13 protein-coding genes and 1 pseudogene are annotated in these 17,026 nt (G+C 47.1%); 2 read left to right on the plus strand and 12 right to left on the minus strand.

Annotated features, from left to right (window positions below; translation table 11 throughout):
* Positions 1-95: 95 nt before the first annotated feature.
* From ACN6MW_RS30530 to glp, 4 genes are all read right to left on the minus strand, one after another.
* Positions 96-1,667 (minus strand): ABC-F family ATP-binding cassette domain-containing protein, encoded by a 1,572-nt coding sequence (locus ACN6MW_RS30530; RefSeq protein ID WP_364148235.1) that lies wholly within the window; start codon positions 1,665-1,667, stop codon positions 96-98.
* A gap of 133 nt (positions 1,668-1,800) precedes the next feature.
* Positions 1,801-3,963 (minus strand): assimilatory nitrate reductase catalytic subunit NasC, encoded by a 2,163-nt coding sequence (gene nasC / locus ACN6MW_RS30535; RefSeq protein WP_419873480.1) that lies wholly within the window; start codon positions 3,961-3,963, stop codon positions 1,801-1,803.
* Positions 3,948-6,089 (minus strand): nitrite reductase large subunit NirB, encoded by a 2,142-nt coding sequence (gene nirB, locus ACN6MW_RS30540; RefSeq protein ID WP_419873481.1) that lies wholly within the window; start codon positions 6,087-6,089, stop codon positions 3,948-3,950. The genes nasC and nirB overlap by 16 nt, the downstream gene beginning before the upstream one ends.
* A 28-nt stretch (positions 6,090-6,117) precedes the next feature.
* Positions 6,118-7,383 carry a gephyrin-like molybdotransferase Glp gene (gene glp / locus ACN6MW_RS30545; RefSeq protein ID WP_419873482.1) on the minus strand — a complete coding sequence of 422 codons (1,266 nt, stop codon included), beginning with the start codon at positions 7,381-7,383 and terminating at the stop codon, positions 6,118-6,120.
* Positions 7,384-7,794: 411 nt separating this feature from the next.
* On the opposite strand from glp, the pseudogene ACN6MW_RS30550 reads away from it, so the two are divergent.
* Positions 7,795-9,034, plus strand: a pseudogene (locus ACN6MW_RS30550) (nitrate/nitrite transporter).
* Between the two features lie 58 nt (positions 9,035-9,092).
* Here ACN6MW_RS30550 and nfsA read toward each other — a convergent pair.
* From nfsA to ACN6MW_RS30590, 8 genes are all read right to left on the minus strand, one after another.
* Positions 9,093-9,851, minus strand: a complete 759-nt coding sequence (gene nfsA / locus ACN6MW_RS30555) for an oxygen-insensitive NADPH nitroreductase (protein WP_419873483.1) — start codon at positions 9,849-9,851, stop codon at positions 9,093-9,095.
* A gap of 57 nt (positions 9,852-9,908) precedes the next feature.
* Complete coding sequence (locus ACN6MW_RS30560; protein WP_419873484.1) at positions 9,909-10,121, minus strand: CLC_0170 family protein; 213 nt, start codon at positions 10,119-10,121, stop codon at positions 9,909-9,911.
* A 27-nt stretch (positions 10,122-10,148) separates the two neighbouring features.
* Positions 10,149-11,387, minus strand: a complete 1,239-nt coding sequence (locus ACN6MW_RS30565) for a Ger(x)C family spore germination protein (protein WP_419873485.1) — start codon at positions 11,385-11,387, stop codon at positions 10,149-10,151.
* Positions 11,356-12,474, minus strand: coding sequence for a GerAB/ArcD/ProY family transporter (locus ACN6MW_RS30570; RefSeq protein WP_419873486.1), 1,119 nt, complete (start codon positions 12,472-12,474; stop codon positions 11,356-11,358). The genes ACN6MW_RS30565 and ACN6MW_RS30570 overlap by 32 nt, the downstream gene beginning before the upstream one ends.
* Before the next feature lie 6 nt (positions 12,475-12,480).
* Positions 12,481-14,109, minus strand: coding sequence for a spore germination protein (locus ACN6MW_RS30575; RefSeq protein ID WP_419873487.1), 1,629 nt, complete (start codon positions 14,107-14,109; stop codon positions 12,481-12,483).
* A 197-nt stretch (positions 14,110-14,306) separates the two neighbouring features.
* The gene (gene rpiA / locus ACN6MW_RS30580) at positions 14,307-14,975 is read right to left on the minus strand and encodes a ribose-5-phosphate isomerase RpiA (RefSeq protein ID WP_419873488.1); all 669 of its coding nucleotides are present in this window, start codon (positions 14,973-14,975) and stop codon (positions 14,307-14,309) included.
* A gap of 22 nt (positions 14,976-14,997) precedes the next feature.
* Positions 14,998-15,444 (minus strand): N-acetyltransferase family protein, encoded by a 447-nt coding sequence (locus ACN6MW_RS30585; RefSeq protein ID WP_419876494.1) that lies wholly within the window; start codon positions 15,442-15,444, stop codon positions 14,998-15,000.
* A gap of 56 nt (positions 15,445-15,500) precedes the next feature.
* Positions 15,501-16,475: a S66 family peptidase gene (locus tag ACN6MW_RS30590; protein ID WP_419873489.1), complete on the minus strand. Its 975-nt coding sequence runs from the start codon at positions 16,473-16,475 to the stop codon at positions 15,501-15,503.
* Between the two features lie 229 nt (positions 16,476-16,704).
* Here ACN6MW_RS30590 and ACN6MW_RS30595 point away from each other — a divergent pair, with 229 nt between their 5' ends.
* Positions 16,705-17,004, plus strand: a complete 300-nt coding sequence (locus tag ACN6MW_RS30595) for a hypothetical protein (protein ID WP_364148266.1) — start codon at positions 16,705-16,707, stop codon at positions 17,002-17,004.
* The last annotated feature ends 22 nt before the right edge of the window (positions 17,005-17,026 follow it).

Genomic DNA, 17,026 nt, shown 5'->3' on the forward strand with positions numbered 1-17,026 from the left:
ACTGATGAAGATCGTGTTTAATTGATATAAAGTTGTCAAGCATGCTCATCTCCACTGCATAAACTTTTTCCACTTTAAACGAATGAGCCTCGCAATTAAACGCTTTGCTGGCTTATCGTTCCGCCCGGTTCGTAGGTAAGAAGCTTCGTTGCAATTTTATCAATAAAGAAACGGTCATGGCTTACCGTAACCACCGCGCCCGGAAAATGAATCAGCGCCTGTTCCATGACTTGGATGCTTGTGAGGTCGAGATGGTTCGTAGGCTCATCCAATATGATAATTTCAGCCCCGGACAATAAGCACTTCGCCAAGGCGACCCGCGCCTGCTGGCCTCCCGATAAGCTCCCGATCACCTTTTGCAGATCGGCTTCGGAAAATTGCAGCATGGACAGAAATTTATTTACTTTTTTCCGCGGAGCATCCAGCCCAAGGCCGTAAACATTCACGGCATGGCTTACCGTATCCTTTTGGTCCAGCTCGTCCCACATCCGATTAAAGAAAGCGTAGTTTACGCCTTTGCTAAACCGCACTGCACCTTTATCCGGCTGTTCCTGACCTGTCAGCACTTTAATCAACGTCGACTTTCCGCTGCCGTTTGGTCCGATAATCGCAATCCGGTCTTCTTTCTGAATGTCGAAGCTGACATCTTGAAAAATCAAACGGTCTGCATAGCTTTTTCCGATTGCTTCAACCGAGCATAAATTGTCCGGGAACCGCAAATTTTCATAAATGTCCGTAATGAGCACATTCACGGGATGAGGCTCGATTCGTTTCTTCATATCCGCAAGCTTACGTGAAAGCCGATCCTTGGAGGCTTTCCTTTTGGTTCGGTTATCGAGCTCCTCCGCTTCCATAAGAAGCAGCTCTTCTTCCCATTCAAACTGCCGGTCGAGCTCTTTTTTACGGAGCTTTTTTTTGCGGATATAATCCGTGTAATTTCCTTCGTATTCTTGAAAATGATAGTTTTCGATTTCGATGGTACGCGTGACCACCCTATCAATAAATTGCCTATCATGGGAAACCAGCACCATCGTGCCGGTGAAGCGGTTCAACCACTGCTCGAGCCATGCAAGTCCATCTAAATCCAAGAAGTTCGTGGGCTCATCCAGCAGGACCACGTCCGGCAGCTCAATAAGCATCTTCGCAAGGGCCGCGCGGTTGCGCCAGCCGCCAGACAGCTGATCTACGGGCTGCACACGCGAATGCTCGTCAAAACCAAGCTTCGTTAAAACCGTATCGATCTCCACCGCTGCATTCCAGCCGTCATGATGCTCCATTTGCTCAAACAGCTCCGCTTGCCGATCCAATAATTTCTCCATTTCCCGTTCATCCGCTGCGCTGCCTAGCTTCTCGCCGATTTCATTTAGCTCCCGCTCGATACTCCAAATATGCTCGTAGCATTGCTCCAGCTCCTGGCGTACGGAGCGATTTCCGCTCAGCTCGGAAAATTGGGAAAAATAACTCACCTTCGCCTTAGGGTCAACCTCTACCTTCCCTGATGTAGGCTCTTCTCTGCCGAGAATAAGCTTAAATACAGTAGATTTTCCGGCCCCGTTTCTACCAATTAACCCAACCCGTTCCCCTTTGCCAATACGAAAATAGATATCGCGAAAAATAAGAGTATCCTCATATTTTTTCGTGACGTTTTCCAATCGAATCACGCTCATGTCCTTCACCTCTGTATATGGTTGTAAACCACTCGCGCCCTCCCTGTCAAGCTGGACGAAAAAGAGGACGGCCCAGCTCCGCCCCGGGAGTCTATGACCGTCCTCTCATTTTAAATCGCTATCGTCTATTCCTCTAGATCCGATGTGAAGCTTCTTTGTGCGTTAATTTCAACCGCAAAGGCAGAATCGAAACCGTCGAGGTTTTGAAGCCGGGCATTTTACAGTTAGGATCGAGCTCGGGACTGGTGGCTTTGTTTACGTTTTGTATGCCGCCCCAATGCATCGGCACGAATAAAGTATCCTCTCTTATTTTATCCGTAATCCGGCTGCGTACGCTGAAGCTGCCTCTGCGCGAGGTAACCTCTACCCATTCTCCATCCACGATGCGGTGCCTCTTTGCCGTTTTGGGATGGATTTCCAAATAGTTTTCCACGTTACGCGCAGCCAACGAGGGGCTTCTGCGCGTTTGAACGCCGGTCAAATAATGTGAAAGCACCCTTCCGTTGGTCATAGTAAGCGGGAAATCAACATTCGGCGTTTCCTGCGGCTGCCGGCTGGCGACAGGCATAAAAAAGGCCTTACCATCCGGGTGGGCAAAGGAACGTTCGAACATCATGCCTTGATTGCCGTCTTCTTCCGTTGAGGTGCAAGGCCAATAAATCCCTCCGTCACGCCGTAAGCGATCGTAGGTAATGCCGTAATAATCAGCTACTCCGCCGCGGCTGGCTACTCGAAGTTCTTCAAAGATTTGTTCCGCCGATTCGAATGGGAAAAAGGCCTTCTTGCCGAGTCCTTCAGCGATTTGGCATAAAATCTGCCAATCATGTCTGGTTTCGCCTGGAGGCTCCAGTGACGATTCCCGCAATAAGACTCGCCCTTCCAAATTGGTTAAGGTTCCGTCATTTTCCAGGTAGGCTGTTACGGGCAACACGACATCGGCCATTTGAGCGGTCTCTGACAGGAACATATCCGCGACGACCAAGAAGTCTAACCCTTTTAGCCCTTCCTCTACCAAATCGGCGTTCGGATTCGATACGACGGGGTTGGAACCCATGACAAACAATGAACGTATGGTTTTGTTGTGAACAAGCTCCATCATCTCATAGGCAGATACTCCCTTGCGAGGAAGCTCATCCGGATGAATCCCCCATACATTCGCGACGTAAGAACGATCCTGCTCGTCTTCTATGCTGCGATAGCCGGGCAACTGATCGCTTTTCTGACCGTGTTCCCTGCCGCCCTGCCCGTTTCCTTGGCCGGTAACGGCACCATAGCCGCAGCCCGGCTTGCCAATCTTGCCGGTAGCCAGCACAAGATTCAAGAAATTCCGAACCGCAACATGGCCGTCCGTTTGCTGTTCAACGCCTCTTGCCGTGAAAATGATTCCGGTTTCCGCATTCCCGTAAGCTTTGGCTGCGCTGCGAATGGCTGCTTCATCCAAACCCGTTAATGCTGCCACTTCTTCCAAATCAACCGTCGAAAGATGCGTGTTTAATTCAGCAAATCCGCTCGTTCTTTGAGCAATGAATGCCTCGTCCATTAGCTTCTCATCGAGCAGCACTTTAAGCATGCCATTCGCCAAAGCGGCATCGGTGCCTGGCTTGAGCTGCAAATGAATATCCGCGATTGCAGCCGTGGCTGTAACACGGGGATCAATCACAATAATAATCGCGCCGTTTTCCTTGGCTTTCGTGAAATAAGGCATTAATGTCGGCTGACATTCAGCAATATTCGTTCCGGCCAAAATAATGCAGCGAGCAAGCGGGATATCCGCCAATCGGCAGGTTAAACCGCGGTCAATCCCGAAAGTTTTGTTGCCTGCAGACGCTGCCGCCGACATGCAAAACCTGCCGTTGTAGTCGATATATTTGGTTCTCAATGCTACTCTGGCAAACTTACCGAGCAGATAGGCGGATTCGTTCGTCAAGGAGCCTCCGCCGTATACGCCAAGCGAGTCGGGACCATGCGTCTTGCCGATGGCCTGGAAGTTATCGATAATGGCAGTCATGGCTTCCTCCCAAGTGGAGGGCACGAGCTGACCGTTTTTCTTGACAAGAGGCTGCAGCAGCCGATCTTTGCTGGTCGCATGCTGATGGGCGTTCATCCCTTTGACGCAAAGACGACCCTCTGATGCGGCATTTGGCATGCCTTCAATGGAATATGAATAGCGGCGCGAGCCCGGTATAGGCAGTTCCTTGGTTACCCGCATCTTGCATTGCACGCTGCAAAATGGACATTGCGTTTCCGTAACGAAGCCTGAATGATTGCTCTCCTGCACTTCTAGCAATTGCCGCATATCTCTTCACCGAGCCTTTCCGCGTTATTTAACCTTGCAGTTGAAGCTTCTGTCCGCTCAACAAGCTCTTGGCGATAGTCTTCATCAAAAACCATTTCTCTAATTTCTACGATTCCTTCCCGCTCGATCCATTTCCACAGCGGTTCGCCATGATCCGCTCTTTCGCGGTATAGCTGAAGACATGACACCGAGAGAGTCAGAGCGAGCTCATCGGAGTCGGCGATGCCAATGAGCTGGCCTTGCTTAACCGGGTGCTCCGCATGGCCGCCGATATAAATTTCCCAGCCCGCAGGGGCGCCGGTAATACCAAGGTCATGAACAAGCACGCCTGCCGGTTTATGAATACCTGACGTAATGGCCGCTTTCACGGCAACAGGATACTGGAGACTCCTGCAATAATTTTCAAGCTCGGTTCCGATGGCATGTGAATTATATTCCGATGAAATAACTTGGATAAGGTCGTTTCTTACGTTTAACGTTAACCCATTATGCTCCGTATTATAATAGGCCTTCTGAGCATGGGCCGGATGATAAAGTGATTCATAATATTGGATAGCGGAAGTACAAGTCGGGCAGCCCGAAACGCGATTCCAGCCTAAACCTTCCTTTAATCCGGTTAGATCCGCCGATGGGCGGTCGGCTATTGCTGCCTTTAAAGCTGCATGGCTGACATCCGTGCAGCCGCATACCGGCTCTGCCGCTGCAGCCATGCCCTCTTTTCCATGCTTCAATGCATATTGCACGATAGCTGCTACCATCGGACGACAGCCTCCGCAAGAGCTGGATGCCTTGGTGCAATCCCTTACCTGCTCGGTCGTTTGCATTCCTTCCTCAATCACGGCGCACATAATCGCAGCTTTGTTGACCGCATTACATGCGCAAACAATCTCGCGGTCCGGCATGTTAGCCGCCAACTCTTCATTGAAATCATTCCCGCCAGCATTCACAGGCGAGGATAGCTCGCTGATTGGCGCTCTCTTCTTCACTAAATTAAGCAGCTGGGTTCCTTCGGAAGAATCTCCGAACAAAATTGCGCCGCGTACCGTTCCTTCTTTCATCGTAACTTTTTTATAGGTACCGCGAATTCCGTCAAAAAGCTGGATGGCCGTTTCGGCGTCGTCCGAATGAATATCGCCTACTGAAAAAACGTCTACGCCTGAAACCTTGAGCTGCGCATAAGGGACTGAACCCTTATAGGGCTCTGATGCCTCTCCGCATAGGAGGCTGGCTAGCACCTTTCCTTGTTCATACAGCGGTGCAACGAGGCCGTAGGCAACGCCGCGATGCTCTGCGCATTCGCCGACCGCATACACATTAGGTGCGCTCGTTCTCATAAAGTCATCCACCACGATTGCCCGATTCGTTTCCATGCCGCTCTTTTTGGCAAGTTCAATGTTTGGCCTGATGCCCACGGAGATGACAATCAAGTCAGCCTCTAAAGAGCTTCCGCTCGTGAAACGAATCCCTTTGGCGCGATTCAAGCCCGTAATGCTTTCGGTCTCCTTGCTGAGCCAAAAACGCATGCCCTGCTCTTCCAATTCCTTGCGGAGCAGGTCAGCCGACATCCGGTCAAGCTGCCTGTTCATGAGATAAGGTGCGTTATGGATGACATCGGTTTCCATCCCTAGATTCAACAGGCCCCTTGCAGCTTCAAGACCTAACAGTCCGCCGCCGATAACGGCTGCTTTTTTGTATTTTTTCGCATATTCCATCATCGTTTTGCAATCATTTATATTTCGGAATGAAATGACACCTTGTTTATGAACGCCGGCAATCGGCGGTATGAATGCAGATGAGCCTGTTGCTATAATAAGGCAATCGTAATCCGCGCGAATGCCGGATAAGGTTTTTACATACTGGGATTCCGTATGAATTTGTGCGACCGTCTCCCCCGTATGCAGCCGTATTCCGCGTTCCTTATACCAGGCCCAATCGTTGATCACAATGCTTTCAATCGAAGAATCTCCTTGAAGCACCTTGGACAATAAAATCCGATTGTAATTGGGATGAGGCTCATTGCCGAACACCGTAATTTCATATTTATCGGGTGAAAGCTTGATAATTTCTTCTACACATCTGATTCCTGCCATTCCGTTTCCAATGACAACCAATTTTTCTCTACTCATCTATGTTCACATCCACTCGCGTGTTTTTCTAGATCGTCAGCGAAACAAAACGAACCTCCTGGCCGGCATCGGCTCCTGCGCCTCCCGCTTGGATAAGCACAAGGGCATTGGCTCTTGCAAATGCTGCAACATTCCCGGACTTGTCGTTCCGCAAAGGTTCAACCATCCATTCCTTTTCGGTTCGGTATACAAATGCCCTTGCGTATCTTGGATATGGCGAAGGTTTATGAATGGCATCGATTAGTTTGCCTTCCAACCATTCCGAGCGGTAATCCGTCCTCCCTGCAGCTTTCAATATAACGGGGCGAAGCAAAAGCTCGACTCCGGCAAAGCATGCCGACGGATTTCCGGAGAGACATACAAGCAGCTTAGATCCGAACTGATAGGCTGAAGTTGGAGTGCCCGGTCTCATGACGACTTTTGTAAATAATGGCTCGCCGCCTAGGGATTCCGCCGCAAGCTTTACATAATCGTAATCGCCAACCGATACGCCGCCTGTTGTTACTATGATGTCAGCTTGTTCAATGGCATTGTTTATTGCAACTTCTAGCGCTTTCGGACAATCTGGAATCGGTGATTGACGAATGACTTCGGTCCCCAGCTCGCGAAGTCTTGCGCTTACCATAAAGCTGTTCGCATCAAAAATTTGTCCGGATCGCAAAGCTTCGCCTGGCAAAGCTAATTCATCGCCTACCGGTAAAATAGCAACGACTGGTTTCCGGTAAACCGTTACCTCGGTTTGACCAAAGGAAGCCAACACGGCAATTTCTTTCGCTCTAATGGCAGCCCCGCGGTACAGCGCCCTCATACCTTCCGGCACATCCTCGCCTTTCTCGGCAATATGCTGGCCTTTTTGGTAGGACCGATCAATTTGCACGGAAGGGAAATCACGCAGGTCATTGCGTGCAATCGCCGTTTCCTGCATAACGATGCAATCATAATCGGAAGGTACAGGCGCTCCCGTAAATATACGCACGGCGTTCATAATACCCGAATCCATAGCATAGTTCGTCTCCGATTGTCCGGCACGCACTTCATCCCTTACATGAAGCAATACAGGCTTTTCTCTGCACGCGCCTGTTGACGCTGCAGCGCATATGGCATATCCGTCCATCGCCGCTCGGCGGAACGGAGGCAGAGAAAACGGGCTTACGAAGTCGTTAGCCAGCACTCTGGATAAAGAATCTTCTAATGAAACGATTTCTGTTAAAGGTTCTTTCCTATCGCGTGTCATCTTCATGACGGCTATCGATACGGAAACTGTCAGAGGGTTTAGCGCGCTTATGACCGACATAATTATCAACCCCCAACCCGATATATGAGTAAAATGGACAGAAAAAGCCCTTTCCCGCACTCGAGGAAAAGGCATCGTTGCCGGTTGAGTTCGCACGGCACTGTGCGTTACTCTTTCTATAATGTAAGATTAGTTGATGATGGACCTTATGTCAATATATATAACACGTAAAAATCCGAAATTGGGCAAAGGAAAAATATATGTGTTATGTATATTTACACGTACATTACGTGATCTTATAATTCGAATGGAGATTACAACTTAGTGATCCGTTTAATAACAAGGTCGCACAATGTCGTGCAAACGATGGCGATGAGACCGCATTTTGTCCCTTTTCAAGGACGAACTGCGGTTTTTTAGGTTGATTACAGAATATTTAGGTTGATTACAGAGAATAAGGGAGAGATAGGGATGGAGAGAAAAGGATTTTGGCAAAGCGGGCATAAGCCCACCCTGTTCAGTGCATTTTTATATTTTGATATGAGCTTTATGATATGGGTGTTAATTGGTCCGTTAAGTGTAATTATTGCGGCAGACTATCCGATGGATCCCGTTCAAAAAGCGAATCTAGTCGCACTTCCTATATTAGGCGGCTCTATTCTCCGATTAGTGTTAGGTTTCATGACGAACTATATAGGACCAAAACGTACGGCGCAATTCGGGATGTTGTTCACGCTTATTCCATTAATCATGGGATGGAAATTAGTAGACTCCTTAGATCAGCTTTATATCGTAGCTTTGCTGCTTGGCGTTGCGGGCGCTTCCTTTGCCGCAGCCTTGCCGCTTGCCAGTCAATGGTATTCGAAGGAGCATCAAGGCCTTGCGATGGGTATTGCAGGGGCTGGTAACAGCGGTACCGTCATCTCAACGTTATTCGCGAATCGCTTGGCACAGCATTATGGCAGCTGAGAAGTCGTATTCGGATTCGCGATTATTCCTATCGTACTCGTATTCATTATTTTCACGATCTTCGCCAAAAACAGTCCTAACCGGCCGGCACCAAAGAAACTTTCCCAATATGCACAGGTGTTGAAGCAAGGTGATGCCTGGGGATTCTGTGCTTTCTATTGCGTGACATTCGGCGGCTTTGTGGGTCTCTCCAATTATTTGACTATTTTCTTTAATACCCAGTACGGGCTTTCACCCGTAAGAGCAGCTGATTTCGCGAACTTTTGCGTCATTGCAGGCAGCTTCTTCCGTCCAGTCGGCGGTTACCTATCCGATAAAATCGGCGGAGTAAAAATGTTAACCATTTTATATGCCGGAGCAGGTCTGATGCTTGCAGAGTAGCTTCCTTGCCAGCCTTGCCTTTAGTCATTACCTTGCTTTTCATCGGCATGATGTGCCTTGGCGCAGGAAATGGCTCCGTGTTCCAACGGTGCCGCAGCGCTTTGGCAGCGAGCTTGGACTAATGACAGGCATCATCGGAGCAGCCGGCGGATTGGGCGGCTATGCGCTCCCGCTGATTCTTGGTAAGCTTTATCAATCAACGGGAACTTATACTTCCGGATTCCTTATTTTAAGCTTTGTGACGCTTGGCTCCCTTACCTTGCTGACCGTTATGCAATCGAAATGGAAAAATAAATGGATGGCAAAAGGCGGCAAAGCAGCGCTGGACACTCGATCCGACGTATCGTATGTGAATGTTTAATCCATAAATCCAACAAATCAAATCAGTGATGCATATACCCTTAGACTATGATAGCCCATTAGTCTAAGGGTATTTTATTATCCATTAAAAATTGTTTCATATACAGTCGTTTTGGGTTTTGCAGCTGCTTCGTCATCGCTTCCGTCCAGCGATCACTGCGTGCTCCCTGCGTCCGTTCCGAGTAATAGCTGGAAATGACTTGATTGTAGGCATGCAAGTGGCCCGCAAGCTGCTCTTGGTCCTGATTGTAGCCATCTTCATGGTAAACGCTGCTTATAGGCAGTCTCGGCTTTTGATCGGAGAAATTCGCCGGATGCCCTATGCTCAATCCGAATAACGGGATGACTCTATCCGGTATTTGGAGAAGCTCGGAAACGGCCTTTAACTGATTCCTTAGTCCGCCAATGTAGCAAATGCCTAGTCCCATCGATTCCGCCGCGATTGCCGCATTTTGTGCAGCCAGCGCCGTATCGATAAGTCCGATCATAAACATTTCGGTTGAATTTAATGCTTCCTCTACGCTTTCAGGCTTAGCGCTTTCGATTGCAGCCGCCATTTCAAGCCGGTGCAAGTCTAAACAAAACACTAAAAAATGACCGTTTTTTGCAACATAGGCTTGATTGCCCGCAAGCTCGGCAAGCTTATCCTTTTTCTGCTGGTTTTTTATGCCAATGATCGTATAAGCCTGCACATAGCTGGAGGTGGCAGCCGCTTGCGCGCTTTGCACAATCAATAGGATCTGCTCCTCCGTAAGCGGCTTGTCCAAATACGAACGTATCGAGCGATGGTTTAATAGCAATTTTATCGTATCGTTCACCGTTTCACTTCCTTCTTCGCGGCTCGTTCCGACTTAACGAGCCAAAATTTTCTTTATTTATTGCAGCACCGTATTAACGAAATACACGAGCAGCCCAATAATAATATTAAACCATCCAATAATTTTCGAAACTTTGCGTTCTTTGTTCATTCCCGCTAATTGATAGCCTCTTACATCAATCAGAAGGATGAGTATTCCGCTTAATATCCAAAGAAAAATAGCATAATTGAGATAACTGATCGTATATCCCTCGCCAATCATCCAATTCATGCCCCCTCAACTTCAAATGTAGAATCGCTATTGGGCTTTCATTCCGATTCGCCGCACTTTCATTAAAACCTTTACTTCAAATTGGCAATCCTTATACATAGCGCGCCAGCCTTCAACATTTTTAACATGTTTATTCCAAAATTGAGGTTTTTTGGCCCTGACATACTCGCCAAACCCGAATATATCGGACCCTTTAGCCTGTGTTTTCTTTATAATATCCGAATAAAACTTCACTGAAACCTCCTCTTGCTTTTTTTCGATGGCTTTCAAAGTAGCAGGATTATTTATCTTTACCTCATCGCTCATCTTTGCTTCCAAATTCAGCTCCACGGAAATGGCGATTGAGAAAACAGGAATATTGTCCTTGATTTTCACTTTAATTGTGGAATTTCGATGCGTGGCATTTGTCATGACCGTTTCCGATGCTCCGTCAAGCTGGATAAAAACTCTGTAGCCGGCTGGATTTATGCCTTTAATGGCCAAATAACCTGCAATTTCAAGCGGCTTTGTTACGCCAACCATGCGATCGCCGACAAAATAAGCCAGTCCTTTAATTTCAACGTTTTGTTCTTTCTTCATTTCCACGTAAGGCAAAAATCCCTCTTGTCCTTTCTTGGACAGATTACTCCAGAAAATACCGATGTAATCTTTGGGGAACTTACCCATTCTCACGCCTTCATCCAACGTAGACATCAAGTAAAGGGTAGGTACCCGGTCAAGCTTAGGGGATGCTTTCATGAATTTAAGGGCACTTCCTTGCGAGATCATGAGCCAAGCCATTCTGCGCACTTCCGGATTTCGCCGGAAATAATCATTTACGTTTTCCAATCCCCTTTTTGCCAATGCTTCGGATACGACGATAACACGCAGATGTCCAAAAAAAAGCCTGTTGGAAACCTGCTGCTGTAAATTCATGAACGCATCAGTGATGCTGTGGCCTACGACATCAATGACCCAAACCGTCTGCTCCGATGAACCGCTCGAGCCTCCGCTCTCACCCGGACCGAGCGGAATCCTGCCCGGAAGAGCGATCTGAACCGCCACTCGCACCATGTTATTCCGTGGTGCTGTAATCGTCCCGCGCAGATGGGAAATCTCATCTTCCTCTTCTTCCGCAACATCGGGGTCAACCGTGTCGATGGACACGCCTAAAACAACTGCCCGTTCCTCGATTTCCAATTGGTCCCAGCAGCCTGTCAAAAGCGGTATGAAAATACATAAGCAGCAGAGCGCTTTAACTGTTTTGGTCCACTTTCTTGTCCGCAACGTGAGTACCTCTCTTCTTGCGAAGGATAGAAACAATCAACAACAGAGCAGGATATATAATCGTGACATACAAACCGAAACGGCCGACATTTTCAATAATTCTATACATTTGCACAATGTTTTGCGGAAGCATCGCCATAACAAATACAATAGGCAAAATAAAATAAGAAAATAACTTATGCTCACGCAGCCGGAACAATTTGCTAATGGAATAGATCGTTAGGAAGTAACTTGAGAACAGCGTCGTAAACACGGCAGTAACCCACACCGCCAAAAATGCCGCATCCAAGCGTTCCAAAATATTGGCCGGCAACGAGGTCGCTTTCGCTAATTCGAGTGTTGGCCAAAGCAGCAGTTTGATTTCTTCCGCGCCAAAAACGCTAACTGCTGCCCCAACGATAACCACATACAGCCCCCCGGCAATAACCAGCCCCCATATGCTCGCTTTCATCGCCTTTTCAGGCTTCTTCATCGCCGGTATGACAGCTGTCAATACGAATGAGCCCTGAAACAAAGCGGCGATGGTCAGCATTCCTTTCAGCATTTTTCTGGGTTCCGCTCCCCAAACCGGCAGTAAATTGATCACCTCCGCGTTCTTCAATGAGAGTGCAGCGATGAGCAAAACGGGGACAAGAAGCAATGGAAAGTAAAAAGTATGGATGTAAGCAAAAGTTGTAATCGTATTTCGCGTGGAGATTGCCGCGAGCAGAAGCATGACGATTACGGTAACCTCTACGGGCGTTGATCTTAGTACGGACGTGACGACCACTTCACCGAACTCCCGAGCTGTTAATGAGGTGAGTACGGCGAAAAAGAGGATAATGCATGCACTCCCTATCCATGCGATTCCTTTTCCAATAATGGCCTCGCTGTATTGTATAAAGGTCTGATTCGGAAACCTCATCCCTAGAACCGTAATTAAAACCAGACCTATAAAAGCCAGCAGAACCCCAAGCAATGTAACTAGAGGGGCTCCGGAATCCGCGGCTTGTACGGCGAAGAGCGGCAATGCGAGCACGCCTACTCCGATAATCGTGCTGACGAGAATAGCGGCTGCTTGGATTACGGTTATTTGGCGAGTCTCCATAGGCTGTTACCCCTCCTGCTGGTTCTTGTCATTTTTTGGATCGAGCGCATTTTGGGCAGATCGGTCAAGTTCATCAAACGCCTGCTCGTTCACTCTCTCACTATCCACGGGCTGAAGAAAGGATGGCCTTTTGCTCATCCACCACAATGGTGCTCTTATTAATAGATCCTTCATCCCTTGATACTCTGCGGGAACAAGCGGGCTCAGATAAGGGACGCCAAAGGACTTCAACGACAAAAGATGGTTCGCAATCAGGATGAGCCCGATCATTACGCCGTAAAGACCGAAGATCCCCGCCATAATGATGAGCGGAAAGCGCAGCAGGCGCAAAGCAAGCGCGGCATTATAAGCTGGCGTTGCAAAGGATCCAATCGTCGTTAAAGCGATGATTACGATCGTAATTGGGCTTGAAAATCCCGCAGCTACCGCAGCTTGGCCAATAACAAGGACACCGACGATTGAAAGTGCGCCGCCTACCTGCTGCGGCAGACGAATGGTCGCTTCTCGCAATATCTCCATTGAAATCTCGATGATTAACACCTCGACAACGGCCGGAAAAGGCACCCCTGCTCTACCGCCGGCTACCGCTACCGCAAATTCGGTAGGAATCAGCTCGGGGTTAAAGGAGATGATCGACACGTATATCGCGGGAAAGATCAAAGAGAACATCAGCGCGATTAGTCTAGCAAAACGGATCGAGCTCATCAATAAAAATCGTTCGGTATAATCCTCAACCGTCTGGTAAAATTGGCTGAAAACCGTAGGCACGAGCAATGCTAACGGAGACCCGTCCACCAGAATCGAAACTCTTCCCTCCAATAAATTGGCCACAACCTTATCCGGTCGTTCCGTGTATTGCACCTGAGGAAACGGAGAGTAATGGTTATCCTCAATAAATTGCTCCAAATAACCGGAGTCCAGCACGCCGTCGATTTCTATTTTGGAGAGCCTCTTGTTTACTTCTTTAACTAGCTCAGGACTGGTGATGCCCTCCATATAACAGACCGCGACTTTTGATTTTGTCCGCACTCCGATTTCCATTGTCTTAATGCGAAGATCCGGAGATTGCAGCCGATAACGGATTAATGAAATATTTGTACCAATAGGCTCAATGAAGCCCTCGCGCGGGCCTCTAATGACCTGCTCGGTTGCCGGCTGATCAATGGCGCGCTTATCAATATTTCTTGTTTCGATAACGAATGCCTCATGCAGTCCTTCAATGGCTACGATCGTTTCGCCTCTCAAAATGCTTTCGACCAAAGCAGCAATATTGCATTGGAATTTGCTTGCGCTGTGATAAAGCGCATCATTATGCAATACATCCTTCAAATGCTCCACTTCTATCGTATGTCCTTGAAGATGAGGAGGTATATACATAAGCGGTTTAACGATATCAATATTAACCGTGCTTTGATTAACCATGTTAGAAAAAAACATAATGACCGCGGAAAATTGGCCAAATACATGGAATCTGCGAATCGTCAAATCCTCGTTTACTCCCAAAATTTCTTGTATAAAAGCAATGGTCTCCTCGATATTTACGCTTATGATATCGTGCTTGTGTTGATCAAGAGTGCGGCTTGGATCTATGATAATCGGTTTAGCTTTCTGCTTATTCCTACCTAGTATTGGCATTTCTTCACCGACCATTCGATTGTTGTGACTTATTGTGAATGCATTCTGGGAATTTTACTCATAAAGTAGCTTTTACAGATCATTCCGATATTAACCATTACCCGTGAACTTGATCACCAATAAAATAACGAAAAAAAGCCTCGAAGGACCAAGTATTTGGTCTTTCAAGGCTCAACCTCATCGTTTTGCAGCAATCATTATTTTTCCAACTGACGGACAGAACCATCAACATATCCTGCAATAACGACTGCAGCCATATCGATAAACAATCCGTTATCCACGATACCTGGAATTAGATTCAGCATGCGATGGAGTTCATCCGGCTGAGCAATGCTGCCTAGATGGCAATCCGCAATATAATTCCCGTTATCCGTCACATAGACCTCATCGCCTGCTTTCCTCAAAACAGGCTCTGCGCCCAGCTTCTGCAGCTTTCTTATCGTCATTTCATAGCCGAAAGGAATGATTTCGACCGGTAAAGGAAATTTGCCCAGCTCCTTGACCAGCTTGCTCTCATCAACAATTATAATAAGCTGCTTGGTTGCAGCCGCTACGATTTTCTCGCGAAGCAATGCGCCGCCCCCGCCTTTAATTAAATTCCAATTTACGTCGACTTCGTCAGCGCCGTCAATCGTAACGTCAATCTCATCGATTTCCGCAAAAGGAAGCAAAGGTATCCCAAGCTCCTTGGCCAGCTCCTCCGATTGGTTGGACGTCGCGATCGCCCTGATCGAAAGTCCTTCCTTGACTTTTTGTCCGATTTTTTGAATCGCAAAGTAGGCGGTAGAGCCTGTCCCTAAACCAACAATCATTCCATCCTTCACAAATTCCACCGCTTTTTCAGCGGCCAGTTTTTTGGATTCCAATCTAATCGCTCCCTTTTAGTAACTAAATAGATAAATAATAATGAAAATAAACTTCATCCTTTTCATAGCCGTTACGTTCGTATAGGCTCTGTGCCTGGCTGTTGTCCATCGCGGTAGAAAGCTCTACCCCTTTTGCGCCATTCTCCAACGCATAGGTCTTAGCCTGATCCAATAGCAGCTGCGCAGCTCCATGACCCCGATAGCTCTCCGCCACAAACAGATCATTCAGAATAAAAGATCTCTTCATCGATACGGATGAAAAAGAAGGGTACAGCTGAGTAAAGCCGATCACTTCTCCCTTTGCTTGATTTACGGCAATAAATATAATAGATTGCTGCAAATGCAATCGCTCCGTTAAAAAGGCTGCGGCGCCATTTAAATCAGAAGGCTGTTTATAAAAGATTCGGTATTGATTAAATAAATCCGCCACTTCTGGTATGTGATTCACCGTAGCCTGCTTGACTTCGATATTCATCGTAATTTCCTCCGAGTCATTCATTTTCTAGCTTCGTCTTGCGTTATGTCCTATTCAAAAATAGTTAATGACGTTTCCATGCCTCGGGCAGCCAAAGTTGCCCTGCCGCCAATCGGGAAAGTGAATAGGGGTGAAGTATGTCCGAAGTCAAGATCAGCGATTACAGGAATACGGGCAAGTTCCGCTTTGGATGAAATGATCTTCGCAAGTAGCTCTCTAGTCATATTGGAAGAGCGCTGGAACCTTCCGATCACTAAACCTTTGACATGCTCGAAACCTCGCTGATGGATTAACGACTGCAAATCCCTATCAAATGTAACGGGCTGAGATTCATAGTCATCCTCTATATACACTATCGTATCCGTAAGGCTTGGCATAAACGGCGTACCCTGCAGCAAATTAAACGTACACAGATTTCCGCCTATGATCGTCCCTTGTGCTATTCCTTCATTAAGAATATACGGTCCGTCATTGGTTTGGAAAGATCTATTTTCTTGATCGAGAAACCATGCGTCGTCACTCCACTGCGCTGCCGGTTCAATCCTAAGCGAGGCATTCCCTGTCATCATCCGATTAAAATAATCGACGGTATATTCATTTCCGTATTTCATCGCAAAAGTGGAGAAATGCGGACCAGAATAGCTGATTAAACCTGTTTTCGCATAGATAGCGTTATTTAAGGCCGTAATGTCGGAATAGCCGCAAAGGCGCTTCGGGTTAGCCGCAATAATGGAATAATTAAGACTGCCGAGCAGCTGGTTGCAGTTATACCCGCCGATCGTCGTAAGAATGCCTTTTACGTTAGCATCCAAAAAAGCTTCATGCAGGTCATTGACTCGGTCCTGAACGGATGTGGAAGCAAAATCATCGGATGCCGAACTATTTTTGGAGTAGGACACGGTAAATCCCATCGATTCTAATTGTTTTTGCGCTAACCTGATTTGTTCTTCGGCAATTATTGACATGCTTCTTGATGGAGAAACAATACGGATTTCATCGCCGGGCTTTAATAGATCGGCTTTCATGTTCCGGCACCTCTTTTTCTGGAGTTGAAAATTATGGAATCCAAATAGTATAGCAGTCATCCAAATTACTGAAAACAAAAATTGAGCAATTTGTGGCTTCCTAAGCCAAAAGGAGCGCTATTTATGTCGTTAATTATTTATTTTTTGGTGCAATAACCGACAAACATTACATCTATCATCTGCTAAAATTTCTATTAGGTTGTCCCATCACAGAATAGGAGCGCTGATCATGAACACAATTGCCAATGAACACTTTAAAAACGAAACGATTGTATTTGATGGTTTTAGTTTTATTAGCTGTACCTTTACGAATTGCGTAATTATTATTACGACACTCGACTTTAATTTCGAATACTGTTCCTTCTATGAATCCTCCCTGCACGTTAATCCGAAGCTATCTATATTTGCCATCTCTCATAAGCTATCGCAATCGACATATGATTCAGAAACAAACTGCTACCGGAATGATTACAAATATCCGCAGACGGTTGTCGATCTCCCGGTCGTTACCACACCCATAAACGTATGAGAAAAAAGAATCGGGCTCCGTT

This window comes from Pristimantibacillus sp. PTI5 (assembly GCF_048572955.1).
GTDB lineage: Bacteria > Bacillota > Bacilli > Paenibacillales > Paenibacillaceae > Pristimantibacillus.